Below are 25632 nucleotides of genomic sequence, written 5' to 3' on the forward strand. Positions count from 1 at the left end.
AGCGCCCCCTGCCCCCGCGCGAAGAATCGCGCGGGGGCGGTTTGGTCCGGCACCTTGGCCGGGCACCCAGATCAGCCGACCATGCGCGCCATGACGTCGTCCTGCTTCACCCGCCTGTGCCAGACGGCAGCACCGGCATGGCCCAAGATCAGCAGCAGAAGCAGCAGCGACAGCGGCCCGTGTGCGGCGGCCGGGGCCATGGCCCAGTCGACGGACACCTCGCGCGGGGCGAAGACCTGCAGGCCGAAGACCTCCAGCCCCCGGGTGCCGCCCCAGGCGCGCAGCAGGGCCACCGCCGGCACCGCCAGCATCAGCAGGTAAAGCAGACCGTGCCCGACCGTTGCCAGCACGCCCATGGCGCCAGCCTCCTGCGCGGGCCGACGCCGGGCATTCAGAGCCGCCCAGAGCAGCCGCAGCAGCACCAGCGCGAACAGGCTCACCCCCAGGGGTTGGTGGATCGGCCCCATGAATTGGGCCACCGCGGACTCGCGCCCCAAGGCGTTGCTGGCCAACATGCCCAAGATCTGAAACAGCAAGAGCGCGGCCATGGCCCAGTGAAACAGGCGGCTGACGAGGCCGTAGCGGGTTGGATAGTCCATCCATCCCGATAGTCGTGTTGTGGCAGGCATACTATCCTCCATGCCGATTTTGCGCGCATCCAGGAGTGATACGCCCCCCCGTGCGAAGTCCGTCGCGGGAAAATGGCACGGCGCCCAAAACGCGGCCCCGACGCTCCGGCGGAGACAGGCCGCCAGATCTTCCAGCCGTAGGTGAAAGACGATGCGCGCCTCGGCACGGGTGAAGGTCAATGCCTCTCCCGTGGCCGTGCTGGCGAACCGGAACCCTTCGGAAAGACCAGCGCGGGTCGATCATCATACAGGGTGTCTCTTTTCTCGTTCAGTCCCGACGACAGCCCCCCGGCGAGCCCGGACCCGAGAAACCGCCTCGGCGGGATGTTTGAAAGGCCAGGAAGGCCCGACCACCGAGGAAAATCGTCTTTTCAAACAATTGTGCAACAATCTCCGCACATTCTGTCGCCGAACACAACCTCGCCCCCCTGACACGGACAAAAGCAGGTGCGCCTGCCTGGTCAATCGCGTCCAGGCAGCAGGTGCTTTCCTGACGTGTCAGCCCGCATTGCTGCGCGCGCGCCGCGCGCAGAACCGAGCGAGAGCAGACCGAAGGAAGACAGCATGACACGACACGGACCTCACGCATCGCGGATCGCGCGCCTCTTACACCGCGGGGCGCCGCGGCCTGGCAGACCGTCCTCGCAGCGCTGACGCTGATCCTCACCCTGCAGGCCGCGCCGCCGCAGGCACAGGGCCCCGTGGACCCTCGGCGCTACGCTCCGAGCAATGCCGGGAGACTGGGGAAGCCGCGCTGGCAGGGCCGCGGCGGCAAGTACATCGTACAAAATGACAGGCGGGAATTGTACCAAGCAGTGGGGACCGGACGGTTTGCGATCAACTACGGAGGAGTCGACTACACCTTCACGGACGGGCCGTTCACGATCTTCACCGGGCAAGCGACGGACATGTCGACCCTTTTCAACGGTGTCGCTTTTTGGGGCTCCCTGGACCTGAATCACTGGGACACATCGCGTGTCGTTAGCCTCTCCGAGGCCTTCCTAGGCAGTTCTGTTCAGGCGTCCATCGCTGACTGGGATGCTTCGGGGGTCAGGAACATGTCCGTCGCTTTCAAGAATTCCGAGTTCGACGGGGACATCAGCGGCTGGGATGTCTCCAATGTGACGAACATGGCATACATGTTCAGTCGCGCCTCGGCCATCAACCAAGACTTCTCGGGCTGGGACGTGCGGAAGGTCGGCTCCGAACCAGAGAGTTTCGACGCAAAGGCCTCCGCCTGGACCAATCCGGACTGGAAACCGCAATGGACGACCACGGCGCCGGCTCCGCGCGTCGTCTCCGTGAGGGCGTACGGAGACGACGAGGGACCCTTCGTCGAGGGCGACAGGATTTACATCGTGGCCAAACTCGACAGGGTCTTGATACCTGTTTGCTGCGGACTACCGACACTGTCGCTGGATCTGTCACCTCCTGGCGGTGAGACCACCCTGGCCCCCTTCACGATACTCTCCAGCAAAGAAGTACTGTTCTACTACATCGTCCCCGTGGGATCGAGACCGATCGGCTGGCCTATACCAGCACCACAGCTCTCAACACGGACGGCGGGGTCCTGATAAGTGAAAGCGATCGTATCCCGATCGACCCTACCCTGCCCGCGCCTGGCAGCGCCGGATCGCTCTCGGCCAAATCGGCGATCGTCATCGACTCGATCGCTCCCGTGGCAACCTTCGAGGACGTGCCGGCCCTCTTCGCCACCGACACCGCCTTCACGCCCACCCAGACATCGACCGAGGAGATCGCAGGCTTCAACGCGTCGCAGATCACCGTCGCCGGCGGCACCCTGTCACCCGTGCCCGACACCGGCGACGAGAGCCGCACCCTGACGATCACCCGTGATAGCGAGGCGGAGGAGATAACCATGGCCCTCGCCCCGGCCGCCTTCACCGACCCCGCCGGCAACCCGGTGGTGCCGCCGGAAGCCCTGGTGATTGCCCTTGACCTATAACGCCACCGATGGCGCGGGGCTGGAGACGCAGGCCAGCTTCTCCGTCACCGTCGAGCGGCGCGATTACGTGGCGGGCGAGACGCAGCATGACATGAGTGCGGAGTGCCCGCAGAGCCGACCACAACAGCAGTCCGTCCCTTCAAGCTCGCGCCTCGTCCCGCCCGCGGTTCTCGACCGTTCCCGGGCCGCAGCTCAGGTTCACGTCGCGCTCCTTCCCGCGACAGCTGCCGCACGCCTTGCCGCATCGGGCCGGCGATCAGGTCCGAGACTACCGGGATGATCGACACAAGGGTACGGCAGACGCCAGATTCTCGGTCGGCGTCTGGGCAGTTTGGGCTCGCCGAAGGCGCTGACTGTCCCGGGCACCCGCACCGGAACGCTAACGGAGGCGAAAAAATGGAGGTCGGACGGTTCGACTTGCCCGATGCCGACCGGCATTCGGAGGTCTAGAGCACAGATCGTCGCGTGCGCGGAAGGAGCGAAGCGATTGCGAAGGTGGTGAAGCTACCGGATCTTCGGATAACGGCTTGTCTCAAGTCCGTTTCGACATGCCAATCCGTTTCAACGGAAATGTCTTTGAAGTCATTGATAGTGTGGTCGGGGCGGCGAGATTCGAACTCACGACCCCCTGTACCCAAAACAGGTGCGCTACCAGACTGCGCTACGCCCCGGACCGTGCGCCTCTCTAGCCGCTCGGGACCGGGTTGAAAAGGGCCTGTTGTGCCCAATCCGCCCGGTCGGGCGTGAAAGCCTGCTGCGGCGTCACTCGCAGGGGGCGGCGGCCAGGTCCTGATCGACCGCCGGATGGCGCAGGACGGAGCCTTCGCCGATGCCCATGCGCTCGGCCAGGCCGCCGTTGATTTCCAGAACATACTGGCTGTCGCCGCCCGGCAGGCTGGTTTCGTCCAGCGGCTTGCCATGCTGGATGACATTCAGCATGCCGGTTTCATCGAAGAAGATGATATCCAGAGGGATCAATGTGTTACGCATCCAGAACGCCAGCGGGCGCTGCTGCGGAAAGACGAAGAGCATGCCTTCGCCCAGCCCCATGCTTTCGCGGTTCATCAGACCCTGCTGGCGCTCCGCGGGCTCATCCGCGATCTCGACGCGGAAGGCCGCGACAGCGCCCTCGGGGCCGACGATCTCGGCCCGATCGGCCCGGCAGGCGGCATTGGCCAGCCCGGTCGCGGTCAGAAGCACCGCCAGGACGGTTGCAGAACGTGCAAGGATTCGAGGCACCATCAGAGCTCCTTTCGCGACACCGGATCGAGCCTGCCACGCGGTGGCGACGAAGGCCAGCACCGGGCGCAGAATAGCCGGGGCGAAGATCCCGCCCGGCAACCCGGTCAGCTAACGCGCGGCGGCCTCCCAGGCACAGATCTCGGTGGCCATGCGGCCGCGCTTGCCGTCGATCACGCGCATCGCCACCGCCTCGCCCGGGGCCAGGTCGGCCAATCCGGAGGCGCGCAGCACTTCCACGTGAATGAAGACATCCTCGGGCCGGCCGAAGACATTGGCGAACCCGAACCCCTTGATCTTGTCGAACCACTTGACCCGGGCCGGTTCCATCGCGATAGACTGCAACACCTCCGGGTCCAGCGCCTGGAAATCCTCCAGGACAGCGGTTCCGGCGCCTTCGGGCGGCGCGATCTCGATCACCTCGATCGCCTGCACGCCACGCTGCGTCTTCTGGATCAGGATCTCTACCTTGGCGCCATCGGCGACCGAACTCTGGCCGAAATTCCGCAGCACATTCGCGTGCAACAGAATATCGGGTCCCCCTTCATCGGCGACGACAAAGCCGAACCCCCTCGCCGGATCGAACCATTTCACACGGCCCGATAGCTTCCGGGTGCTATCGTCAAGCTGATTCACAACATTCCCCGCATTTTACCGCGGCAGCCTGTCCCCACAGCGACCACCCGGCACCCACAACGTCTTTAACAACTCCAACCACGTACCATTGGCAAGGGGCGCCTTGCCACACATTTCCCATCTCTTCGGGCGCTTTTGCTTGCGCCCCGGTGCCTCACGGGTTCAACCGTTGCACCTGCCAGGCACTGGCGTCGTCCTCTCGCGTCCAGCGGAACCGGTCATGCAGACGAAACGCGCCGTCTGCCCAGAACTCGATCTCCACCGGGCGTATCTTGTACCCGCCCCAGAACGGCGGCCGTTTCGGGTTGGTCCCATGGGTCGCAGTGACTTTCGCCACCTCTGCCATCAGGGACGCCCGAGAGGCCAGGGGGCGCGATTGCCGCGACGCCCAGGCCCCCAACCGGGACTTCAGCGAACGCGATTCGTAATAGGCGTCTGCCTCGGGACCGTCAAATCGGCTCACCGGGCCGCGCACGCGAATCTGCCGCCGCAAGCTTTTCCAATGAATGACAAACGCAGCTTTCCCTGCCGCGTCAAGTTCATTGGCCTTGCAACTTTCGTAGTTCGTATAAAAAACGAAGCCATCCGCCAGAATATCCTTCAACAGGACCATTCTGACGTTGGGCAAGCCGTTGCTGTCCACCGTGGACAGGGCAATGGCGTTCGGGTCGTTCACCTCGCTGGCCTCGGCCTCGCCCAGCCAGCGGCGCGCCAGGACGAACGGGTCCTCCCCGACGAAAATACCCTCACGATCCGACATTGCGTGCTCCTTCTCGAAACAGGACCGCCACGGTGTTTCCGCTACGGTCGCGGGCAGGCTTGAAGCGCCCCGACCTATCGCTTAAGGGAGTTTGACCGAAAGTTACAGGGCGGAGCGCGATATGCCGAACACTCTCATGGCGGGCAAAAAAGGTCTGATCATGGGCCTGGCCAATGACAAGTCCATTGCCTGGGGCATCGCCAAGGCCCTTGCCGATGCCGGGGCCGAACTGGCGTTCACCTACATGGGTGACCAATTCAAGAAGCGGGTGATCCCGCTGGCGGACCAGCTGGGCTGCAAGCACCTTTACGAATGCGACGTGGCCGACGAGGCCAGCATCGACGCGGCCTTCGACGCCGTGAAGGCGGACCTGGGCGAGATCGACTTCATCGTCCACGCCATCGGCTTCTCCGACAAGTCGGAGCTGCGCGGGCGCTACATCGATACCAGCCGCGAAAACTTCAAGATGACGATGGATGTCTCCGTCTACAGCTTTACCGCCGTCGCACAGCGCGCGGAAAAGCTGATGCCGAACGGTGGCTCCATGCTGACCATGACCTACTACGGCGCCGAACAGGTGATGCCGCATTACAACGTCATGGGCGTGGCCAAGGCGGCGCTGGAGGCCTCGGTGAAATACCTGGCCGAGGACCTGGGCAAGGACAACATCCGCGTCAACGCCATCTCCGCCGGCCCGATCAAGACCCTGGCCGCCTCGGGCATCGGCGATTTCCGCTACATCCTGAAATGGAACGAGCTGAACTCGCCCCTGCGCCGCAACGTGACCATCGACGATGTGGGCAAGTCGGCCCTCTACCTGCTGTCCGACCTGGCCTCGGGTGTGACGGGCGAGAACCTGCACGTCGACTCGGGCTACCACATCGTCGGCATGAAAGCCGTCGATGCGCCCGACATCGACAAGACCTGACCGGCCCATCCGACCGGTCCCGGATGAACGGAGGGGCCATGGCTCCTCCGTTTTGCGTTTCACCGGGCGCCCGTATCCAGCCCGCGTGCCCAACCTCTAGAGGCCCCCGATGCTCTCTGTCCAGCTTTCCGTCTTCGCCGTGCACCTGGTGGCCGCGATCTCTCCTGGCCCGGCCGTGCTGATGACCATGCGCACGGCGATCACCGGCGGCTTTGCCCGTGGCGGCGCCTTCGCCGTCGGCGTGGGGATCGGCGCGGTCGCCTGGGCCGCGGCGGCGGTGCTGGGCCTAGCGACGCTTTTCGAGATCGCGCCGCGCCTGCTGATCGCGCTGAAGATCGCGGGTGCCGCCTACCTGCTGCACCTCGCCTGGAAGATGTGGCGCGGCGCGGACCAGCCGCTGACCCTTGCCCCCGAGGTCGCCGGCGGGCTGGCCCCGGCCGAGCCGCAGGCGCCGCGCCTGCGCGACCTGGCCCGCCTGACCCTGCGGGGCGTGACCACCCAGCTGGCCAACCCGAAACCGGCGGTCTTCTTCGGCGCGGTCTTCGTCACCGTGGTGCCCCATGACGCCGGCCCCGGCCTATTCGCGGCGATCCTCGGCGTGGTCTTTGCCAATGAAACCCTGTGGAACCTGGCCGTGGCGCGGATTTTCTCGCTTGATCGCGCGCGCGCAGGTTATACACGACTGAAATCCGCGATCGACCGCGTGCTCGGCGCCGCCCTGGCGGCGCTCGGCATCAAGGTCGCCGCCTTCTGAGAACACGGGCGCCCCGGTCCGCCGGAGCCCAAGACGAAAGGATCACCGATGGTCGACAACCGCCTGCCGCATGAAAAGGGCTTCCACGTTTCCTGGGACCAGATCCACCGTGACTCCCGGGCCCTGGCCTGGCGGCTGGACAACCACGGCCCCCTCGAAGGCGGCGCCTGGAAGGCCGTGGTGGCCATCACCCGCGGCGGCATGGCCCCGGCGATGATCGTCGCGCGCGAGCTGGACATCCGCACCGTCGACACGATCTCGGTGAAATCCTACCACTCGGGCGGCGGCAAGGCCGACCAGCGCCGCGAGGCCGAGGTTCTGAAATCCCCCGACCCGGAGATGATGGGCGACGGGACCGGCATCCTGATCATCGACGACCTGGTGGACACCGGCAAGACGCTGGAACTGGTGCGCACCCTCTACCCGAAGGCCCATGTCGCCACGGTCTACGCCAAGCCCCAGGGCCGTCCGCAGGTCGAGACCTTCATCACCGAGGTTTCCCAGGACACCTGGATCTTCTTCCCCTGGGACATGGCGCTGCAATACGTCGAACCCTATCGCGGCACCGAGTGATCCGCACGCCGGGCAGCCCCGGCGCGGACGTTGCCGAATACGACGACGGGCGCCCCTTCGGGCGCCCGTTCTCCATCTTCTGCCACGCCTCAGGGCCGGATCATCGCGACCCGCCCCCATCCTCTCTTTGCCGGAAATATCCGGGGCGCTGAGCCCCGGAAGAGCCGCAGGCGCAGGAGGGAGCGGCGCCCCTCCCTGCCCGGCTCAGGTCAGCGCGGCCTTGACCGTCTCCTGCCAGGGCGTCGACTTGCGCCCGGTCAGCGCCTCCAGGCCGGCCCCGCTGCCCTCCAGGTCGCCCTTGGCAGCATGAGCGGAACTATCTGCCAGCATATGCGCCACCACCTCGGGCAGGCCCGCGTCGATGTAGATGGCCTTCAGCTCGGCCTCTGGCATGTCGGCATAGAGGACCTCGCGGCCCGCCACGCGGCTGACCTCGGCGGCGAATTCGGTCATGTCGAAGCTCTCGCTGCCCGCCAGCTCGTAGGTGCCTGAGGCATCCTCCTTCACCAGCACGGCGGCCGCGGCCTCGGCGTAGTCGGCGCGCGTGGCAGTGCTGTAGCGGCCCGCGCCGCTGGCGCCGATGATCGCACCGGCCTCCAGCGCCTGGCCCAGGCTGCCGGTCAGATTCTCGGTGTACCAACCGTTGCGCAGCAGGGCGACCGGCAGGCCGCTCTCGGCCAGCATCGCCTCGGTCGCGCGGTGATCCACGCCCAGCCACAGCCCGCTCTCGTCGGCGCGCAGGATCGAGGTATAGGCGATCAGCTCCACCCCCGCGTCCTTGGCGGCGTCTATCACGCTCTTGTGCTGCGCGGCACGGTCATTGCCCACCTCGCTGGAGGAGATCAGCAGCACCCGCGAGATCCCCGACAGCGCGCGCGCCAGGGCCTCGGCGTCGCCGTAGCTTGCCAGGCGAACCTCGACGCCCTTGGCCTCCAGGGGCGCGGCCGCTTCGGCCCGGCGCACCATGGCCACCACCCGCTCCGCCGGCACCTTCGCCAGCAGGCTGTCCACCACCAGGGCGCCCAGTTGGCCCGATGCGCCGGTCACAAGAATCTTGTCGCTCATGTCGTTCTCCACTGTCTCGATCCCCTGCCGGCGGCCTTTCCACCGGTCTCCTGTCGGGGTATGGTCTCAAATGTAGACCGACTGCCGCAGCCCGTGAAGGAGGCACTAATAAATGACAAGGGAACATCCGAGTAACCCCGTCGTGCTGGATGCCACCGCGCGCCAGGTGCTGCAGGTCTTTTCGGAGAAATCCACAGCCCTCTTCGCGCCCGAGGCGCCCGTGCCGGACATGGACAATTGCCCGGTCCGTGATGTGCTGGCCCGCGTGGGTGACAAATGGAGCCTGCTGATCCTCGTGACCCTGTCGCAGAAGCCGCACCGGTTCTCGGCGCTGCAGCGTCAGGTCGGCGACATCTCCAAGCGGATGCTGACGCAGTCGCTGCGCATGCTGGAACGTGACGGGCTGGTCTCGCGCCAGGTCTTCCCGACGAAACCGCCCTCGGTGGAATATGCGCTGACCGCGCTTGGCGAGGCTGCGCTGGTGCCCGTCGCCGCCCTGCTCGACTGGGCCGCCGGCGCACATGACGACATCCGCGCCGCGCGCCGGCGTTACGACGCCGAGGCAGGGTGACCCTCCGGGCCCCTGCCGGCCTAGTCCATCAGCCAGGCGAAGGACCGGTGCAACAACCCACGCGCGCCCTGGCTGATCAGCGGCCCGTGGGCCATCAGCAGTTGATCGGCGCGCCAGTCGAGCACCTCCGTGATCGCATGACGCGCCGCCTTGCGGTCGATGAAGGACAGCCGGAACCGCCAGGGCACCTGGGGTTCCTCGCCCAGGATCCCATCCACCCGGGCGATCTGTTCGCGCCAGCCACCGAACCAGCCCTTGGGCAGGTTCTGCATCAGGTCGGCGACCAGCACCGTGCGGCTGAGGCGGTGAAAGAACAGCACCTCGGTGGTGTAGATATTGCCGGGCACGGGCACCTGGTCGATCTGCCCGGCCCAAAGCGGCGGCGGATCACCGGACAGCTCATGACTCTGGGGCAGATCGGGGTGGCGCCGGGCCATGCCCGGAGCCATGTAAAGCTGCGCCTGCGGACAGACCTGCGCCCATTCCGCCATCCAGCGTTCGTGAAAGTGGTTGGGAGAGACCAGGGCGCGCACCTCTCCCAGCCGGTCGACCTCGCGGCGCATCTTGTCGGTCATCGGCGTCGGCGACCAGACCCAGAGACTGCCATCGGCCAGTTGCGCCACGGCCATGCGCGTGGGATAGACGAACCCGGCGAGCGCCGGGGCGACCGGCCCCTCGTCCGTCCACAGTCCACGACCAAATGGCACCAGCATGCCAAATTCCCCCAGGTCACCTAATTGAGTGCGCTCTCCACTTAGCGCCTTTTGCCGCGACGCGGCAAGACGCCGCCGCGGGGGACCGGCGCAACACCGCCAGCCACTTCCCCTGCTCGTCCGGCCCTGCTAGCGTCCGCTCGAACCATGCGCCGTCCGCGCAGCACATATTTGTTGATCATTGCCGACGTGCCCAACACGTCCGAGCGAAGGGGCCCAGATGACACCCACAACGCGCACCAAGGCCACCTTCCTGCCCCCGGTGATGGAGGCACGACGCTGGCTCGACGGCGTCGATTTTCCCGCCGACCGACCACTGATCAATGTCTCGCAGGCCGCGCCCGTGGCGCCGCCACCGCCACCGCTGATCGCCGCGATGAAGGCGGCGATGGACCGCCCCGAGACGCACCTCTATGGTCCCGTGCTGGGCCTGCCCGGTCTGCGCGCCCGCATCGCCGCCGACTGGTCCGCAGCCTATGGCGGCCAGGTTTCGGAGGCCCAGGTCGCGATCACCGCCGGCTGCAACCAGGCCTTCTGTGCCACCATCGCCGCGCTGACCGGCGAGGGGGACGAGGTGATCCTGCCGACGCCCTGGTACTTCAATCACAAGATGTGGCTGGACATGCAGGGGGTGCGCGCCGTGCCCCTGCCCTGCGAGGCCGACATGCTGCCCGATCCCGACCGCGCTGCCAGCCTGATCACGGAATGCACCCGCGCCATCGTTCTGGTGACACCCAACAATCCGGCGGGCACCGAGTATCCGCCCGAGTTGATCGCGGCCTTCCGCGACCTGGCCCGCACCCGGGGGATCATGCTGATCCTCGACGAGACCTACCGCGACTTCCACAGCTCGGACGCGGCGCCGCATGATCTGTTCACCGATCCCGACTGGGACGACGTGCTGATCCACCTCTATTCCTTCTCCAAGGCCTACCGGCTGACCGGCCACCGCACCGGCGCCATCGTCGCCTCGGTCAAGCTGCTGGAGGAAATGGAGAAGTTCCAGGATTGCGTCGCCATCTGCGCCCCGCAACTGGGCCAGATCGCGGCGCTCTGGGGGATGGAGAACCTCGGCCAATGGCTCGCGGGCGAGCGGGCGGAGATCCTGGCCCGGCGCGCCGCGATGCTGGCCGGGGCCGAGCAGCTGGCCGCGGCGGGCTGGACCCTGCATTCGGCGGGCGCCTATTTCGCCTACCTGTCGCATCCCTTTGCCGAAAGCTCTGCCGCGCTAGCCCCGCGCCTGGTGCGTGACGCCGGTCTGCTGATGCTGCCCGGCACGATGTTCACGCCCCCCGGCGACGGGGCCGGCATGCGCCAGATGCGCGTCGCCGTCGCCAATCTCGACCAGGCCGGGATCACCGCCTTTCTCGACCGCGTCAGCGCCTTCGCCAGCGCCTGAGGGCCATGCTTGCCCCTTGCGAGGCAAGTCTTTAACAAGGCCGCAACGCTTCGGGCAGACGCCCGGAGCCCCATTTCCGCACGCCCGCACAAAGCCTTGCGCGCGTAGCAAAAACCGGAGGTTGCCGCATGGCGAGCAAGAAATCCAAGGGGGCCATGTGGATCATCATGGCCCTGCTCATTCTCGGGCTCGGGGGCTTCGGCGCCACCAGCTTCACCGGCTCCGTCAGCCGGGTGGCAACGGTGGAGGGCAAGCCCGTGCGCATCGACAGCTACTCGCGCGAGTTGCAGAACCAGATGAACCAGCTGGGGCAGCAAATGGGCCAGGCGATGACCTTCGAACAGGCTCAGGCCTTCGGTCTGCCCGAGGGGGTGCTGGCGCGGCTGGTGTCGAACCGCGCGCTGGACGCCGAGGCCGACCGGCTGGGCCTGTCGGTGGGCGATGGCACGCTGCGCGACCAGATCCTGCAGATCCAGGCCTTCCAGGGCCCCGACGGCAGCTTCTCCCGCGACAGCTACACCTTCGCGCTGGACAACGCCGGCCTGACCGAGGAGGAGTTCGAGAGCGACCTGCGCGCCGAAACCGCCCGCTCGATCCTGCAGGCCGCCGTGGTATCGGCCACCGAGATGCCCGCGACCTACTCCGACACTCTGGTCAATTTCCTGGCCGAAACCCGTCAGGTCAGCATGATCCGCATGGGCGTCGATCAGCTGGACGCGCCGATCCCGGATCCGACCGAGCCGGAGCTGCGCGCCTTCTACGACGAGAACATCGACGACTACACCGCGCCGGAGAAAAAGCGCATCACCTATGCGCTGCTGTCGCCCGATGCGCTGGTGGACACGGTGCCCGTCGATGACAGCGCCATCCGCCAGGCCTACGAGGACCGGATCGACCAGTTCGAGCAGCCCGAGCGGCGCCTGGTCGAACGCCTGCCCTTCGCCGACGAGGCCGCAGCCCAGGCGGCACGGGACCAGATCGAGGCGGGCGAGACCGACTTCGAGACACTGGTCGAGGATCGCGGCCTGACCCTGAACGACGTGGACCTGGGCGATGTGTCACGCGATGACCTCGGCGCCGCTGCCGACACCGTCTTCGAGGCCACAAGCGGCGACATCGTGGGCCCGGTCGACAGCGACCTCGGCCCCGCGCTCTTCCGCGTCAACGGCGTGCTGGCGGCCACCTCGGTCGACTACGGCACCGCCTCGCTGATGATCCGCGAGGAGCTGGCCGCCGATGCCGCGCGCCGCGCGGTGCAGGCCCAGGCCGAACCCGCCGAAGACCTGCTGGCCGGCGGCGCCACGCTGGAGGACCTGGCCAAGGAAACCGAGATGGAGCTGGGCACGGTCGACTGGTACCCCGGCCTGTCCGAGGGGATCGCCGCCTATGCCGATTTCGAGGATGCGGCCACGGCGCTGTCGTCGGAGGACTACCCGGAAATCCTGCAGCTGGACGATGGCGGCATCTACGCCATGCGCCTGGACGAGGTCCTGCCCCCCGCCCCCGAGCCCTTCGAGGACGTGGCGGAGCGCGTGGCCGACAACTGGGAAGCAGCCCAGACCGATGCCGCGCTGACCGAAAAGGCCCAGGCGATCATCGACCGTGTGGAAGCCGGCGAGACGCTGGAGGACGTGGCCACCGACATGGGATTGACCGTCACGGTCGAGCCCCAGGTGACCCGCAACGGCGCCGTGCTGGGCACGCCGCGCGGCTTCAACGCCGAGGTCTTCGAGATGGAAGAGGGCGCGCTGACCGTGTCGCAGGGCTTCGGCGCCGTGATCCTGGCCCGCCTCGATGCGATCACGCCCCCGGCAGAGGATGATCCCCGCGCCACCGAACTGCGCCAGCAGGTCACGGCCCAGGCCTCCAACGCGCTGTCGCAGGAGATCTACACCGCCTACATGACCGATGTGCGCAACAGCAAGGATGTGCGGATCGACCAGGATGCGCTGAACGCGATCCACGCCCAGTTCCGCTGAGGCGCGGCGCCCCGCCCGGGGCGACGCCGCTGAACAAGAGAAAAGGCGGGGGCCGGTTGGCCTCCGCCTTTTTCACGTGTCGAGAAGGGCTGCCCCCAGGCTCAAGTTGCCGACACCTGGCATCTCGGGGTCATGCCTCGGAGGTCCCGCCGGGTCGCCTAGTCCGGCAAGGCGTCGGTCAGGACCGCGGAGGCCGGGACCAGGTGCACCTGGTTGGCGCGCTCCGCCAGACCCCAGACCAGCAGCGCCGAGACGGTTTCCGGGCGCAGCCGGCCCACCATGATGACCCCGCCCTCCTGTTCGGATTTCAGTGCGGCGTAGTCGAGGAAGCGTCGGATCACCCGCGCGTCCTCCCCCTGCGCGTCGAAGTCGCGGAACAGCGTGACGGCCGGCACACCTTCGCGCAGGGCCAGCTTGCGCGCGGTGTCGAGGCCCTCGGGGTAGAGAAGCAGGCCATGACCGCTGGCGGCCAGGGCCTCGGCCAGCTGTTCCGAGGTCTCACTGCCCCGTTGCAGCAGGCCCGGCCCCTCTTCCATCACGGCCACCGCCTCGGGCACCTCGGCGAACCAGGTCTGGGCAGCGGTTTCCACGTCGCCCGGGGTCGCGCCCTCGGGCAGGTCGGCACGCAGCAGCACCTCGAACCCGGCGGCACGGTAGGCCTGCATCGCCAGCGCCGCATCGGGACGGCTGGAATCCACGGCAAAGCTCAGCGGATAAGGGAAGCTGCGCAGGGAGTTCATGCTGACCCGGTCATCGCCCTCGTCGATCAGCACGATGGCCATGCGCGGTCGCGGGTCGGCGGCGTCGTAGTCGGCCGCGAAGCCTTCGATCGGCGGCAGGTCCGGCGTGGCGGCCTCCGGCGCGGTGGCGCTCTGCGTGCCACGCTCGGTCAGCGGGCCGTGGCTTCCCTGCCCCGGCAGGCGCGGGGCGGTGGTGGTGACCTCGGGGGCCGCTTCGCTCGGCTCGGTCGTCTCCACCGCCTCCTCCTCCGCTCCGATTTGCGGCAGCCGGGGGCGCGCGGCAGGCTCCTCCGCCGGGGCGGGCAGGCTCTCCGGCGGGAGGGTGCCGGCCCCCTGGGGCGCCGCGCCAATCGCGTCCAGATCTCCCTGCGGGAAGCCTGCGGCAGGCAGGTCGATCTCCTCGCCGGCGACAGGGGTGTCGCGGCCCTCTTCGCTCTCGCCCTCCAGCGCTGCCGCCTGATCTGCCGGGGTCGCGTCGACGGGCGGCGTGGGGGCCTCGGGCTCAATCTCGGCCACGGGTGCGGAGACCTCGGGCGCGCCTGCCCCGGGCCGGGCCGGATCGGCCGCGCCGTCCAGCGCCGGGGCTGTCTCCTCGGTGCTCCCGCTGGCCTGCGGCTGGGACAACGACTGGGCCACATCGGGCGCCGGAGCGCTGTCGGATTGGGTGGCGGGGGCGGCACCGCCCGTCTCGGCAGCGGGACGCGGGGCGGTCGGTACCCCGGACGTAGCCGGATCACCGCGCGGCAGATCGGGCAGCACATCCCCGGCGCCGCGGTTGAATTCGGACCCCGCCGGGACCTCGGCGGCCCCAGCCTCCGGCGCGGCACCTCCGTCGCCTCGCGCCGTATGGGCTCCGGTGGCCTGCGGGTCCGCCACGTCATCGGCCACCTCGTCCGGGCTGTCATCAGACACGTCAGCGCCCGGCTCAGCGGGTGCCCCGTCCTCACCGACCTGCGGCGAGGCGGCCTGCGGCGCGGGGTCGGGTTCGTCGGACCGCGCGCCGGGCGGGACCGGCGGCGACCAGCCGGGCGGCGGCGCCGTCAGCGATGCGGTTGCCAATGCCATGCCCGAGAGCAAGGTGCCCCAGACAAACCCCGAAATCGTGCCGCGTGCCACGTTGTCTCTCTCGCTCTCTCCGGGTCTTGCGCCCGGGCCTCTGTCGGACCGCCGTCGCGGGTCCCTGCCCTGTTGCTTGCCCTGAACGCCGGGCCCGAACGGCTCTTGACGCTGCCGGGCTGGCGCGGGATCAATGCAGCGCCCCGTCCCTTGGGGCCCGCCGAAACTATACCACCATATCCGCCCTCGGAAAGGGGGTGAGGAGAGCCCGAATGTCCGACGCCCTGAAGCCCCTCATCTCCGCCGCCGCAGACCGCGCCCTGAGCCGGGAGGAAGCCGGACAGGCCTTCCAGATCCTTTTCGACGGCGAGGCGACCCCGGCCCAGATCGGCGGTTTCCTGATGGCGCTGCGCACCCGGGGCGAAACGGTGGAGGAATATACCGCCGCCGCCGCCGTGATGCGATCGAAATGCCACAAGGTGACGGCGCCGACCGGCGCCATGGACATCGTCGGCACCGGCGGTGACGGCAAGGGCACGCTGAACATCTCCACCGCCACGGCCTTCGTGGTGGCGGGCGCGGGCGTGCCGGTGGCCAAGCACGGCAACCGCAACCTCAGCTCGAAATCCGGCGCGGCGGATGCGCTGTCGCAGATGGGCGTGCAGGTGATGGTCGGCCCCGAGGTGGTGGAAAAGGCGCTGGCCGAGACCGGCATCGCCTTCATGATGGCGCCGATGCATCATCCGGCCATGGCCCATGTCGGCCCGGCCCGGGTCGAGCTGGGCACGCGAACGATCTTCAACATCCTCGGGCCGCTGACCAACCCGGCAGGCGTCACCCGCCAGCTGACCGGCGCCTTTTCCCGCGAGGTGATCCGCCCCATGGCCGAAACCCTGGGCGCGCTCGGCTCCGAAAAGGCCTGGCTGGTGCATGGCTCGGACGGCACGGACGAGCTGGCGATTTCCGGCATTTCCTGGGTCGCGGGGCTGGAGAGCGACGGCACGGTGCGCGAGTTCGAGCTGCACCCCGAGGAAGCCGGCCTGCCCACCCATCCCTTCGAGGAGATCATCGGCGGCACGCCCGCCCATAACGCCGCCGCCTTCCGCGCGCTGCTGAACGGGGCGCAATCGGCCTACCGCGACGCCGTGCTGCTGAACGCCGCTGCCGCCCTGGTGGTTGCGGGCCGGACCGACGACCTGAAGGAAGCAACCGGCATCGCCGCCGAAAGCATCGACAGCGGCGCGGCCCTGGCCAAGGTCGAGGCGCTGGCCCGACTGACCTCCGCCGCATGAGCGACGCCCCGACGTCCCTGCCAGAGGGCCAGCCCGCCCCGCCCGGCCCCTGGGCCGATCTGCCCTTCTTCACCGACGACTATCCGCGCATCGCCGCCGCTCTGTCGGCGGAGACACGCCAGATCCTGCCCCCCGCGCCACAGCGTTTCGCCGCGCTGGCGGCCTGCCCGCCCGAGGCGACCCGCGTGGTCATCCTGGGCCAGGACCCCTACCCGACCCCCGGCCATGCCCATGGTCTAGCCTTCTCGGCCGAGCCCCATGTGCGCCCGCTGCCGCGGTCGCTGGGCAATATCTACAAGGAAATGCAGGCGGATCTGGGCGGCTGCCCGGACAACGCCGACCTGCGGTTCCTCGCCGCCCAGGGCGTGCTGCTGCTGAACACCGCGCTGTCCGTTCCGGCGGGCGAGGCCGGGGCGCATGCGAAACTCGGCTGGTCGCGCCTGACGCAACAGGTGCTGGAGCGGCTGTCGGACCGCCCCCGCGCCTTCCTGCTGTGGGGGAAACCTGCGCAGGGGTTTGCGCGTTATATTGCCGGGGACGATCATTTGATCGTGATGTCTCCGCACCCGTCACCGCTCTCCGCACGCCGGGGATTTTTCGGCTCACGCCCATTTTCAAGCGTGAACAAGTGGCTTAGAGCAAGAGGGGAAGGCGAAATTGATTGGACCGGCGCCAGGTCCGCGACCGAGGGAGCCCAGAGATGAGCGAGACCGTGCTGGACCGCATCAAGGCCTACAAGCTGGACGAAATCGCCGCCGACAAAGAGGCCAAGCCCCTGGCGGAGGTCGAGGCGGAGGCGAAGGACGCCCCTGCGGTGCGCGGCTTCGCCGACGCGCTGCACGAGGCCTCACGCTCGGGTTATGGCCTGATCGCGGAGGTCAAGAAGGCCTCGCCCTCGAAGGGTCTGATCCGCGAGGATTTCGACCCGGCCAGTATTGCTGCCGCCTATGCCGAAGGCGGTGCGGCCTGCCTGTCGGTGCTGACCGACACGCCGTCGTTCCAGGGCGCCAAGGAGTTCCTCGTTCAGGCGCGCGAGGCCTGCGACCTGCCGGTGCTGCGCAAGGATTTCATGTATGACACCTACCAGGTGGCCGAGGCCCGCGCCCTGGGCGCCGACTGCATCCTGATCATCATGGCCTCGGTCAGCGACGCCCAGGCGCTAGAGCTGGAGGACGCCGCCCGTCACTGGGGCATGGATGCGCTGATCGAGGTGCATAACGAAGAAGAGCTGACCCGCGCCTCGGCGTTGAAAAGCCGCCTTCTGGGGATCAACAACCGCGATCTGAAGACCTTCGCGACGTCGCTGGACACCACCCGCAAGTTGTCGCGTCTGGCGCCCGAGGATCGCATCCTGGTGGCCGAAAGCGGGTTGACCGGACCGGACGATCTGGCCGACCTGGCCCGCTTCGGCGCGCGCTGCTTCCTGATCGGCGAAAGCCTGATGCGCGAAGACGACGTGGCCACGGCCACCCGGCGGCTGCTGGCGCAACCTGCCGGCGGCGGGCTGTAAGGCCCCGCCACGGATGGCCGCCCGACGGCCTGACCAAAGATCCACGAGAGGAACCGCGCCGATGGCTCTGACCCATTTCGACGGCAAGGGCGACGCCCATATGGTCGATGTCTCCGACAAGGCAGTGACGGCACGGATCGCCACCGCTGTCGCCTGGGTGAAGATGCAGCCCGAAACGCTGCGCCTGATCACCTCCGGCGAGACCAAGAAGGGCGACGTCGCCGGCATCGCGCGGCTCGCCGGGATCATGGGCGCGAAGAAGACCGCCGATCTGATCCCGCTTTGCCACCCGCTGCCGATCACCAAGGCCAGTGTCGAGATCACCCCGGATGAGGACCTGCCGGGCCTGCGCATCGAGGCGACGGTGAAGACCTCCGGCCAGACCGGCGTGGAGATGGAGGCGCTGACCGCCGCCTCCACCGCCGCGCTGACCGTCTACGACATGGTCAAGGCCGCAGATCGCGGCATGGAAATCGGTGGCCTGCGGGTCGTGCTGAAGGACGGCGGCAAATCCGGCCGCTACGAGGCGCAATGATCTCCGTCGAGGCGGCGCTGGACGCCCTTTTCGCCCTGGTCCGTCCGCTCGGCACCGAAGAGGTGCCGCTGCGCGAGGCCGCGGGCCGCGTCATGCGCGCCGATGTCCATGCCTTCCGCGACCAGCCGCCCTTCCCCGGCTCCGCTATGGACGGCTATGCGGTGATCGCCGAGGAGGCTCAGCCCCACGCCATGTTCCGCGTCATCGGCGAAAGCGCCGCCGGCCGCCGGTTCGAGGGCCAGGTGAAACCGGGCCAGGCCGTGCGCATCTTCACCGGCGCCCCGGTGCCCGAGGGCGCGACCCGTGTCGTCCTGCAGGAAGACGTGACCCGCACCGGCGACATCATCACCCTGACCGATCCGCTGGACGCCGGCCCCCATATCCGCCCCGCCGGGGTGGATTTCCGTCAGGGCGACACCTTCACGGCCCCGCGCCTGCTGCGCCCCGCCGACGTGGCCCTGCTGGCGGCGATGAACCAGCCCAAGGTCACCGTGTCGCGCCAGCCTAAGGTCGCGCTGATTTCCACCGGGGATGAGTTGGTCCTGCCGGGCGAGGATCCCGGCCCCGACCAGATCGTCGCCTCCAACACCTTCGGGCTGGAGGCGCTGTTCCGTACGCTCGGCGCGCGGCCGCGCATCCTGCCCATTGCCCGCGACACCCGGGCCTCGCTGGAAAGCGCCTTCCACCTCGCGGCCGACGCCGACCTGGTGGTGACCATCGGCGGCGCCTCGGTGGGCGATCATGACCTGGTGGGCCAGGTGGCGGGCGATCTGGGCATGGAGCAGAGCTTCTACAAGGTGGCGATGCGGCCCGGCAAACCGCTGATGGCGGGACGCATGGGCGCCGACCTGGGCGGCGCGATGATGATCGGCCTGCCCGGCAACCCGGTCTCGGCCATGGTCTGCGGCCATGTCTTCGCAGCCCCCGTCCTGCGCGCCTTCCAGGGCCTGCCGGCGGAACCGGCGCCGCTGGCCCATGCCCCGCTGCTGGCGCCCCTGCCCGCCAATGGCCCGCGCATGCACTACATGCGGGCCCGCCTGTCGCCCGAGGGGCTGCGCGCCTTCGACAGCCAGGACAGCTCGATCCTGTCGATCCTGTCGGAGGCCGGCGCGCTGATCCAGCGCCCGCCGCACGCCCCCGCCGCCGAGGCCGGCGAGATCCTGCCCTACCTGCCGATCTGACGGGGCTTCGGATTTGTTCTCCTGCCGGGCAGCTGTTGACACAAAACGAGAACAGCAGTAGAACACACCTCAAGATATTGTGCAGGAGCGCCCCATGCTGACCCGGAAACAGCTCGACCTGTTGGAATTCATCCACAAGCGGATGCAGCAGGATGGCGTACCGCCTTCCTTCGACGAGATGAAGGAGGCGCTGGACCTGCGGTCGAAGTCCGGCATCCACCGACTGATCACGGCCCTGGAAGAACGCGGCTTCATCCGCCGCCTGGCGCACCGTGCCCGCGCGATCGAGATCGTGAAGCTGCCCGACAGCCTGGCCGCCAAGGAGACCGCTGGCAGCAGAGCCGGATCCAAGTCCAAGGCGATCGAAAGCGGTGCCGAGCCGGCTGCCGCCGCACGCCCCGCCGCCAGTGCCGCGATGGAGGTGATGCATGCGATGGAACTGCCCGTCATGGGCCGCATCGCCGCCGGCGTCCCGATCGAGGCGATCTCCGAGATCTCGTCGCATATCGCCGTGCCCCAGGCCATGCTGGCCCGCGGCGACAGTCATTTCGCGCTGGAGGTGAACGGCGATTCGATGATCGACGCCGGGATCAACGACGGTGACGTGGTCATCATCCGCGAAGGCGCGACGGCCGATGATGGGGACATCGTCGTGGCCCTGGTCGAAGACCAGGAGGCGACGCTGAAGAAGATCTATCGCAAGTCCGGGTCGGTGGATCTGGTGGCGGCGAACCCCGCCTATGCCACCCGCACCCTGCCGGCGAACCAGGTCCGCGTTCAAGGCCGCCTTGTCGGCCTGATCCGCACCTACTGATCCGCTACGACTTATCTGAGACATGGCACAGGCCCCGCCGGCAACGGTGGGGTCTTCGCCTATCGGCCGCTGCGAAACCGATTAGCGCACCGGGCATCTTTCCCCGCTGTTCGGCAGAGCCACTGGATGGTCAATGAAACTCCTCTGAGGCGCGCCACGGCCGGCGGGGGCTAAATCGTAGGCTCAACATGCGGCGCCTTATGCGACCGACACGCCAGCTGTGACGGCAGCATCGGGGGCGCCTGTCGCCGACGCGCCTTCGAGGATCGTCCAAGGGGCAAGCGGTCCGTCCCAGAGCCAGTTCAATCCGGCAAAGACCCGACAGGCCCGAAGCCGGCCCCCTTGCCACGCCAGACAGCGCGGATGTCCCAGCGAGGGCGCTCCAGAGCCGCACGGCGCAGCGCTTCGGTGTTCCACAAACGCGCGCCGCTCCGATCCCGCGCGGTGACGATGCGACTGTCGGCGCCCATGCCCAGCACCGCCACCGAACCGGTTCGCCGGAGGCGCGCGGGATCGTAGATGTCACAGCCCACGGCGCCCGAGGCCTCCACCGAGGGCACGTTCAGCACCAGGATCGCTCCGTCACCACAGGGACCTTGCGCGGCGGCCGCCCGTTTGCCCGTGGCATGGCGGATCCCCGGCGGTGCCGACCAACGCGCCGCGGCGTCCTCCTGCCGGGCGGCGTCGCCGTCGTTCTCCAGCCAGACCCGGGCGGCGAAGCTCTCCGAGCGTTCACGGGACAGCGCCCGCCCCGCCTCCGTCATCACACCAACCAGTCCGCCGGTTTCCGCGATCAGGACCTGGGGCCGCTCTGCCCCGACCCACATAAGCGCCGCTAGCACCATCGGCGCGATACCGAGCCATCGCCCGCGCCCGACCCAAAGCATGACCGTCAGCGCCCCGAACGCCAGCAGCGGCAGCGTTGCCGGGGGCGGCGTGGGCACAGTGCCGCGCGCGCCCTCCAGCCCGGCGACCATCTGCGCCACCCAGAGGATCCAGTCGAGGCCCCAGCCCATGACGAGGAGCGGCAGCGCCTCCAGCCCCAGGGGCATCAGCAGCACGGCGATCAGCGCCGCCGGCATGACGAAGGTGCCCATGATCGGCACCGACAGCAGGTTGGCGATCAGCCCGTAGTGCGCCACCTGGTTGAACTGCGCCGCCGCCACCGGCGCCGTGGCCAGCCCCGCGACCGCCGAGGAGAGCACAAGGGTGATCGCCCGGCCCTTCCAGCCACGCCCGGGCCAGTCGCGGCCCTTCAGCAGGGAAAAGACCCAGACCAGCGAGAGGGTGGCGGCAAAGGACATCTGAAAGCCCGGAGACAGCAGCGCCTCGGGCCGCAGGCCCAGCACCACCAGCGCCGCCAGGGCCACGGCCCGCAGGGTCAGTGCCCGGCGGAGCGCCATGGCGGCGACCAGAGCCACGGCGACCATGACGAAAGCCCGTTCCGTCGCAATCGAGCCGCCCGACAGTGCCAGGTAGACACAGGCCACCGCCAGTGCCCCGGCCGCCGCCATGCTGCGCACCGGCCAGTAGAGGGCCGCGTGGCGCGACAGCACCAGCACCCGCCGCACCGCCATGAAGACGAAGCCGGTCAGCAGCCCCATGTGCAGCCCCGAGATCGCCAGGAGGTGCGCCAGGTTCGACACCCGCAGGTCCTGCAGCGTCTCCTGCCCCATGGCGGAGCGGTCACCGGCGGTGATGGCAGCGGCGAAGGCCCCCGTCTCCCCCGGGAGCCGCGCCCGGAAGGCCGCCGATATGGCCATGCGCGCGCGAAAGACCCTCGCCTCCCCCGGCTCCGGCGGGGCAACGGACAACAGCGCGACGCGGGTATAGCCGACGCCGCCGAGGCGCTGGAACCAGGCATGGCGGCGAAAGTCGAAGCCGCCGGGTTCCACCGGGCCGCCGGGCGGCGAGAGAAAGGCCGTGGTCATCACCCGTGCGCCGGGGCGCGGCAGGGTGCCTTCGGGCCCGTGCAGGGAGATCCGAACCCGCGTCGGTGTCTCCTCCGGCGCCATGCGGTCCAGCCTGACCCGGTCCAGCGTCAGCCGGGGCGCGTCGGAGGCGGAGCGGTCGATCCCGACGATGCGCCCCTCCACCGGCCCGTAGTAGCGCCAGCCCAGGACCGGCCCGGCGACCGTCTGCGCCCGGACCGAGGCCAGCGCCACGCCCGCCGCCAGCAAGGCCAGCCCGAGGCAGGCCGGCTGCACCAGGGCGCGCCCCCGACGGCCCGCCCAGACCCCGAGAAGGAAGAGCGCCGCCGCCAGCGCCCAGAGGCCCGCGCGCAGGCCCGGCGCGGGTTCGACCCGCAGGGCGAAATAGGCCCCGATCCCGCAGGCCAGGGCCACCGGCGCCCAGTGAAACAGGTGCCCGCGCTGCGCCAGGGCTGCGCCGCTGAGGATTTCGCCAAGCTGCCGCACTTGTCTCGCCTCCGGCCCGCCGATAGACAATGCCCGGAACGCTACACAGCGCATGGTTAATCAAACGTTAGGATCGTCGTCTTGTCCGACCAGATCGTCACCCGCTTTGCCCCTTCGCCCACGGGTTTCCTGCATATCGGCGGCGCGCGCACCGCGCTGTTCAACTGGCTTTACGCCCGCGGTCGCGGCGGCAAGTTCCTGCTGCGGATCGAGGATACGGACCGCGCCCGGTCGACCCCCGAGGCGACCCAGGCGATCATCGACGGCATGACCTGGCTGGGCCTTGACCACGACGGCGAGATCGTCAGCCAGTTCGACCGCGCCGACCGCCACCGCGAGGTCGCGCTGGAGATGCTGGAGAAGGGGCAGGCCTACAAGTGCTTCTCCACCCAGGAGGAGATCGAGGCCTTCCGCGAGGCGGCCCGGGCCGAGAAACGCTCCACCCTGTTCCAGAGCCCCTGGCGCGACGCCGATCCGGCAACGCACCCGGACGCGCCCTACGTGATCCGCCTGAAGACACCGCTGGACGGACAGACGGTGATCGACGACCAGGTGCAGGGCCCGGTGAAGATCCGCAACGATCAGTTGGACGACATGATCCTGCTGCGCTCGGACGGCACGCCGGTCTACATGCTGGCGGTGGTCGTGGATGACCACGACATGGGCGTCAACACGGTGATCCGGGGCGATGACCACCTGAACAACGCCGCCCGCCAGATGGGCATCTACACCGCCATGGGATGGCCCCTGCCCACCTATGCACATATCCCGCTGATCCACGGCCCCGACGGCAAGAAACTGTCGAAGCGCCACGGCGCCCTGGGCGTCGAGGAATACCGCGATATGGGGTACCCGGCCGCGGGCGTTCGCAACTACCTGGCCCGGCTCGGCTGGTCCCATGGCGACGACGAATTCTTCACCGATGCCCAGGCGATGGAGTGGTTCGGCTTTGACGGTATGAACAAGGCACCGGCCCGGTTCGACTTCAAGAAACTGGCCAATATCTGCGGTCAGCATATTGCCGCAGCGGAAGATGCTGCACTGCTGCAAGAACTGCAGGGCTTCCTGGCCGCCACGGGGGCCGAACCTCTGACGGAACAAAAAATTTACCTTTTGGAACAGGCCATGCCCTTCCTGAAGGAACGAGCCAAGACTTTCCCGGAACTCCTTGAAAAAGCTCATTTCTGCCTGGCCGAACGTCCCCTGGAGATCGAGGAGAAGGCGGCCAAGAACCTGGACGCAGTATCCATCGGTATACTGACTGAATTGACGCCGCACTTGCAAAGTGCTAGCTGGACCCGTCAGGATCTGGAGGGGATACTGACCGTATTCGCCGAGGATCGTGAGATGAAATTCGGCCAGTTGGCCGCGCCCCTGCGCGCAGCCCTGGCCGGGCGCACCGCAACCCCGAGCGTCTATGACATGATGCTGGTTTTGGGCCAGGAGGAAACGGTCCTCCGGCTGCAGGATGCCAGCAAAGGTGCCGATTAACCCTTCGTTGAGAAGCACCGTGAAAAGAAGGGGCGCCGGGCGGCTGACGCAGGCCGGTGCGGGAACAGAGGAAGGGATTTATAATGTCTGAACCTACCAAGACGGCGACTTTGACTGTCGACGGCCAAAGCTACGAATTCCCGGTGCTTTCGCCCTCCGCCGGACCCGATGTCATCGACATCCGCAAACTCTACGGCACCACGGGCATGTTCACCTATGACCCGAGCTTCACCTCCACCGCATCCTGCGATTCCACCATCACCTACATCGACGGTGAAAAGGGTGAGCTGCTTCACCGCGGCTATCCGATCGATCAGCTGGCCTCGAAATCGCACTACCTCGAAGTCTGCTACCTGCTGCTTTACGGCGCCCTGCCCGATGCCGCGCAGCTGGAAGATTTCGAAAGCCGCGTCACCAAGCACACCATGGTGCATGAACAGATGCACCGCTTCTTCACCGGCTTCCGCCGCGACGCGCACCCGATGGCCATCATGGTCGGTGTCGTCGGCGCCATGTCCGCCTTCTACCATGACAGCACCGACATCAACGATCCCTGGCAGCGCGAAGTCGCCTCGATCCGCCTGATCGCCAAGATGCCGACCATCGCCGCCATGGCCTACAAGTACACGATCGGCCAGCCATTCGTGTATCCGCGCAACGACCTGGACTATGCGTCCAACTTCCTGCGCATGTGCTTTGCCGTTCCGGCCGAGGACTACCAGGTGAACCCGATCCTGGCCCGCGCCATGGACCGCATCTTCACCCTGCATGCGGATCACGAGCAGAACGCCTCGACCTCGACCGTGCGTCTGGCGTCGTCCTCGGGCGCGAACCCCTTCGCCTGTATCGCCGCCGGCATCGCCTGCCTCTGGGGCCCCGCCCACGGTGGCGCCAACCAGGCCTGCCTGGAGATGCTGAAGGAAATCGGCACCCCCGATCGCATCCCCGAGTTCATTGCCCGCGCCAAGGACAAGAACGACCCGTTCCGCCTGATGGGCTTTGGCCACCGCGTCTACAAGAACTTCGATCCCCGCGCGACGGTGATGAAGGAATCCGCGGACGAGGTGCTGGAACTTCTGGGTGTCGAGGACAACCCGATCCTGGCCACCGCCAAGGAGCTGGAAAAGCAGGCCCTCGCCGATCCCTACTTCGCCGAGAAGAAGCTGTTCCCGAACGTCGATTTCTATTCCGGCGTCATCCTGGAGGCCATGGGCTTCCCCACCTCGATGTTCACCCCGATCTTCGCCCTGTCGCGGACCGTCGGCTGGATCTCGCAGTGGAAGGAACAGATCGAGGATCCGGGCATGCGCATCGGCCGTCCGCGTCAGCTTTACGTTGGCGAAACCGCCCGCGACTACGTGGATGTCGAAAACCGCTGATCGGC

24 protein-coding genes and 1 tRNA gene are annotated in these 25632 nt (G+C 67.9%); 16 read left to right on the top strand and 9 right to left on the bottom strand.

Annotated features, from left to right (window positions below; translation table 11 throughout):
- Positions 1 to 71 precede the first annotated feature (71 nt).
- Positions 72 to 599: a cytochrome b gene (locus tag CVM50_RS13225; protein ID WP_157792185.1), complete on the bottom strand. Its 528-nt coding sequence runs from the start codon at positions 597 to 599 to the stop codon at positions 72 to 74.
- Between the two features lie 833 nt (positions 600 to 1432).
- Between CVM50_RS13225 and CVM50_RS13230 the strand changes: the two genes are divergently transcribed.
- Together CVM50_RS13230 and CVM50_RS13235 are read left to right on the top strand one after the other, a co-directional pair.
- Entirely contained in the window at positions 1433 to 2203 is a 771-nt protein-coding gene (locus CVM50_RS13230) for a BspA family leucine-rich repeat surface protein (RefSeq protein ID WP_085886888.1), read from the top strand.
- 104 nt (positions 2204 to 2307) lie between these two features.
- Positions 2308 to 2595: an Ig-like domain-containing protein gene (locus tag CVM50_RS13235; protein ID WP_143515578.1), complete on the top strand. Its 288-nt coding sequence runs from the start codon at positions 2308 to 2310 to the stop codon at positions 2593 to 2595.
- A gap of 594 nt (positions 2596 to 3189) precedes the next feature.
- Here CVM50_RS13235 and CVM50_RS13240 read toward each other — a convergent pair.
- From CVM50_RS13240 to pdxH, 4 genes are all read right to left on the bottom strand, one after another.
- Positions 3190 to 3266 (bottom strand) — tRNA-Pro (locus CVM50_RS13240).
- A gap of 91 nt (positions 3267 to 3357) precedes the next feature.
- A complete protein-coding gene (locus tag CVM50_RS13245) occupies positions 3358 to 3837 on the bottom strand; it encodes a DUF192 domain-containing protein (protein WP_085886890.1) in 480 nt (159 codons plus the stop codon).
- 108 nt (positions 3838 to 3945) lie between these two features.
- Positions 3946 to 4470 carry a cold-shock protein gene (locus CVM50_RS13250; protein WP_085886891.1) on the bottom strand — a complete coding sequence of 175 codons (525 nt, stop codon included), beginning with the start codon at positions 4468 to 4470 and terminating at the stop codon, positions 3946 to 3948.
- A 154-nt stretch (positions 4471 to 4624) separates the two neighbouring features.
- Complete coding sequence (pdxH, locus tag CVM50_RS13255) at positions 4625 to 5230, bottom strand: pyridoxamine 5'-phosphate oxidase (protein ID WP_085886892.1); 606 nt, start codon at positions 5228 to 5230, stop codon at positions 4625 to 4627.
- A gap of 121 nt (positions 5231 to 5351) precedes the next feature.
- On the opposite strand from pdxH, the gene fabI reads away from it, so the two are divergent.
- The 3 genes from fabI (at position 5352) to gpt (ending at position 7485) form a co-directional block, all read left to right on the top strand.
- A complete protein-coding gene (fabI, locus tag CVM50_RS13260; protein ID WP_085886893.1) occupies positions 5352 to 6158 on the top strand; it encodes an enoyl-ACP reductase FabI in 807 nt (268 codons plus the stop codon).
- A gap of 109 nt (positions 6159 to 6267) precedes the next feature.
- Positions 6268 to 6912, top strand: coding sequence for a LysE family translocator (locus CVM50_RS13265; RefSeq protein ID WP_085886894.1), 645 nt, complete (start codon positions 6268 to 6270; stop codon positions 6910 to 6912).
- Between the two features lie 48 nt (positions 6913 to 6960).
- On the top strand, positions 6961 to 7485 hold the full coding sequence (gene gpt, locus CVM50_RS13270; protein ID WP_085886895.1) for a xanthine phosphoribosyltransferase: 525 nt from the start codon (positions 6961 to 6963) through the stop codon (positions 7483 to 7485).
- A 204-nt stretch (positions 7486 to 7689) separates the two neighbouring features.
- Here the strand turns inward: gpt and CVM50_RS13275 are convergent, their stop codons facing one another.
- Positions 7690 to 8550 (bottom strand): SDR family oxidoreductase, encoded by an 861-nt coding sequence (locus tag CVM50_RS13275; protein ID WP_085887270.1) that lies wholly within the window; start codon positions 8548 to 8550, stop codon positions 7690 to 7692.
- Positions 8551 to 8662: 112 nt separating this feature from the next.
- Here CVM50_RS13275 and CVM50_RS13280 point away from each other — a divergent pair, with 112 nt between their 5' ends.
- On the top strand, positions 8663 to 9121 hold the full coding sequence (locus CVM50_RS13280) for a winged helix-turn-helix transcriptional regulator (protein WP_085886896.1): 459 nt from the start codon (positions 8663 to 8665) through the stop codon (positions 9119 to 9121).
- A 20-nt stretch (positions 9122 to 9141) separates the two neighbouring features.
- On the opposite strand, the gene CVM50_RS13285 is transcribed toward CVM50_RS13280, so the two are convergent.
- The gene (locus CVM50_RS13285) at positions 9142 to 9834 is read right to left on the bottom strand and encodes a DUF4336 domain-containing protein (protein WP_085886897.1); all 693 of its coding nucleotides are present in this window, start codon (positions 9832 to 9834) and stop codon (positions 9142 to 9144) included.
- A 220-nt stretch (positions 9835 to 10054) separates the two neighbouring features.
- Here CVM50_RS13285 and CVM50_RS13290 point away from each other — a divergent pair, with 220 nt between their 5' ends.
- Together CVM50_RS13290 and CVM50_RS13295 are read left to right on the top strand one after the other, a co-directional pair.
- Positions 10055 to 11233: an aminotransferase gene (locus CVM50_RS13290; protein WP_085886898.1), complete on the top strand. Its 1179-nt coding sequence runs from the start codon at positions 10055 to 10057 to the stop codon at positions 11231 to 11233.
- A 128-nt stretch (positions 11234 to 11361) separates the two neighbouring features.
- Positions 11362 to 13212 (top strand): peptidylprolyl isomerase, encoded by a 1851-nt coding sequence (locus CVM50_RS13295; RefSeq protein WP_085886899.1) that lies wholly within the window; start codon positions 11362 to 11364, stop codon positions 13210 to 13212.
- Positions 13213 to 13370: 158 nt separating this feature from the next.
- Here CVM50_RS13295 and CVM50_RS13300 read toward each other — a convergent pair whose 3' ends face one another.
- On the bottom strand, positions 13371 to 15068 hold the full coding sequence (locus CVM50_RS13300) for a divergent polysaccharide deacetylase family protein (RefSeq protein WP_085886900.1): 1698 nt from the start codon (positions 15066 to 15068) through the stop codon (positions 13371 to 13373).
- A gap of 212 nt (positions 15069 to 15280) precedes the next feature.
- Here CVM50_RS13300 and trpD point away from each other — a divergent pair, with 212 nt between their 5' ends.
- The 6 genes from trpD (at position 15281) to lexA (ending at position 20340) form a co-directional block, all read left to right on the top strand.
- Positions 15281 to 16300, top strand: a complete 1020-nt coding sequence (trpD, locus tag CVM50_RS13305; protein WP_085886901.1) for an anthranilate phosphoribosyltransferase — start codon at positions 15281 to 15283, stop codon at positions 16298 to 16300.
- Positions 16297 to 17004: a uracil-DNA glycosylase gene (locus CVM50_RS13310; RefSeq protein WP_085886902.1), complete on the top strand. Its 708-nt coding sequence runs from the start codon at positions 16297 to 16299 to the stop codon at positions 17002 to 17004. The genes trpD and CVM50_RS13310 overlap by 4 nt, the downstream gene beginning before the upstream one ends.
- Positions 17001 to 17810: an indole-3-glycerol phosphate synthase TrpC gene (gene trpC, locus CVM50_RS13315; RefSeq protein WP_085886903.1), complete on the top strand. Its 810-nt coding sequence runs from the start codon at positions 17001 to 17003 to the stop codon at positions 17808 to 17810. Before CVM50_RS13310 ends, trpC begins: the two co-directional genes overlap by 4 nt.
- Positions 17811 to 17871: 61 nt before the next feature.
- Complete coding sequence (gene moaC / locus CVM50_RS13320; RefSeq protein ID WP_085886904.1) at positions 17872 to 18345, top strand: cyclic pyranopterin monophosphate synthase MoaC; 474 nt, start codon at positions 17872 to 17874, stop codon at positions 18343 to 18345.
- A complete protein-coding gene (locus CVM50_RS13325; protein WP_085886905.1) occupies positions 18342 to 19526 on the top strand; it encodes a molybdopterin molybdotransferase MoeA in 1185 nt (394 codons plus the stop codon). The genes moaC and CVM50_RS13325 overlap by 4 nt, the downstream gene beginning before the upstream one ends.
- Before the next feature lie 94 nt (positions 19527 to 19620).
- Positions 19621 to 20340, top strand: a complete 720-nt coding sequence (gene lexA / locus CVM50_RS13330) for a transcriptional repressor LexA (RefSeq protein WP_085886906.1) — start codon at positions 19621 to 19623, stop codon at positions 20338 to 20340.
- A gap of 302 nt (positions 20341 to 20642) precedes the next feature.
- Here lexA and CVM50_RS13335 read toward each other — a convergent pair whose 3' ends face one another.
- The gene (locus CVM50_RS13335; protein ID WP_232618241.1) at positions 20643 to 22757 is read right to left on the bottom strand and encodes a ComEC/Rec2 family competence protein; all 2115 of its coding nucleotides are present in this window, start codon (positions 22755 to 22757) and stop codon (positions 20643 to 20645) included.
- An 81-nt stretch (positions 22758 to 22838) separates the two neighbouring features.
- Between CVM50_RS13335 and gltX the strand changes: the two genes are divergently transcribed.
- Entirely contained in the window at positions 22839 to 24248 is a 1410-nt protein-coding gene (gltX, locus tag CVM50_RS13340; RefSeq protein WP_085886908.1) for a glutamate--tRNA ligase, read from the top strand.
- Between the two features lie 83 nt (positions 24249 to 24331).
- Positions 24332 to 25627, top strand: a complete 1296-nt coding sequence (locus CVM50_RS13345) for a citrate synthase (protein WP_085886909.1) — start codon at positions 24332 to 24334, stop codon at positions 25625 to 25627.
- Positions 25628 to 25632 lie beyond the last annotated feature (5 nt).

Origin of the sequence: Pseudooceanicola marinus (assembly GCF_002786295.1) — a bacterium.
GTDB lineage: Bacteria > Pseudomonadota > Alphaproteobacteria > Rhodobacterales > Rhodobacteraceae > Pseudooceanicola > Pseudooceanicola marinus.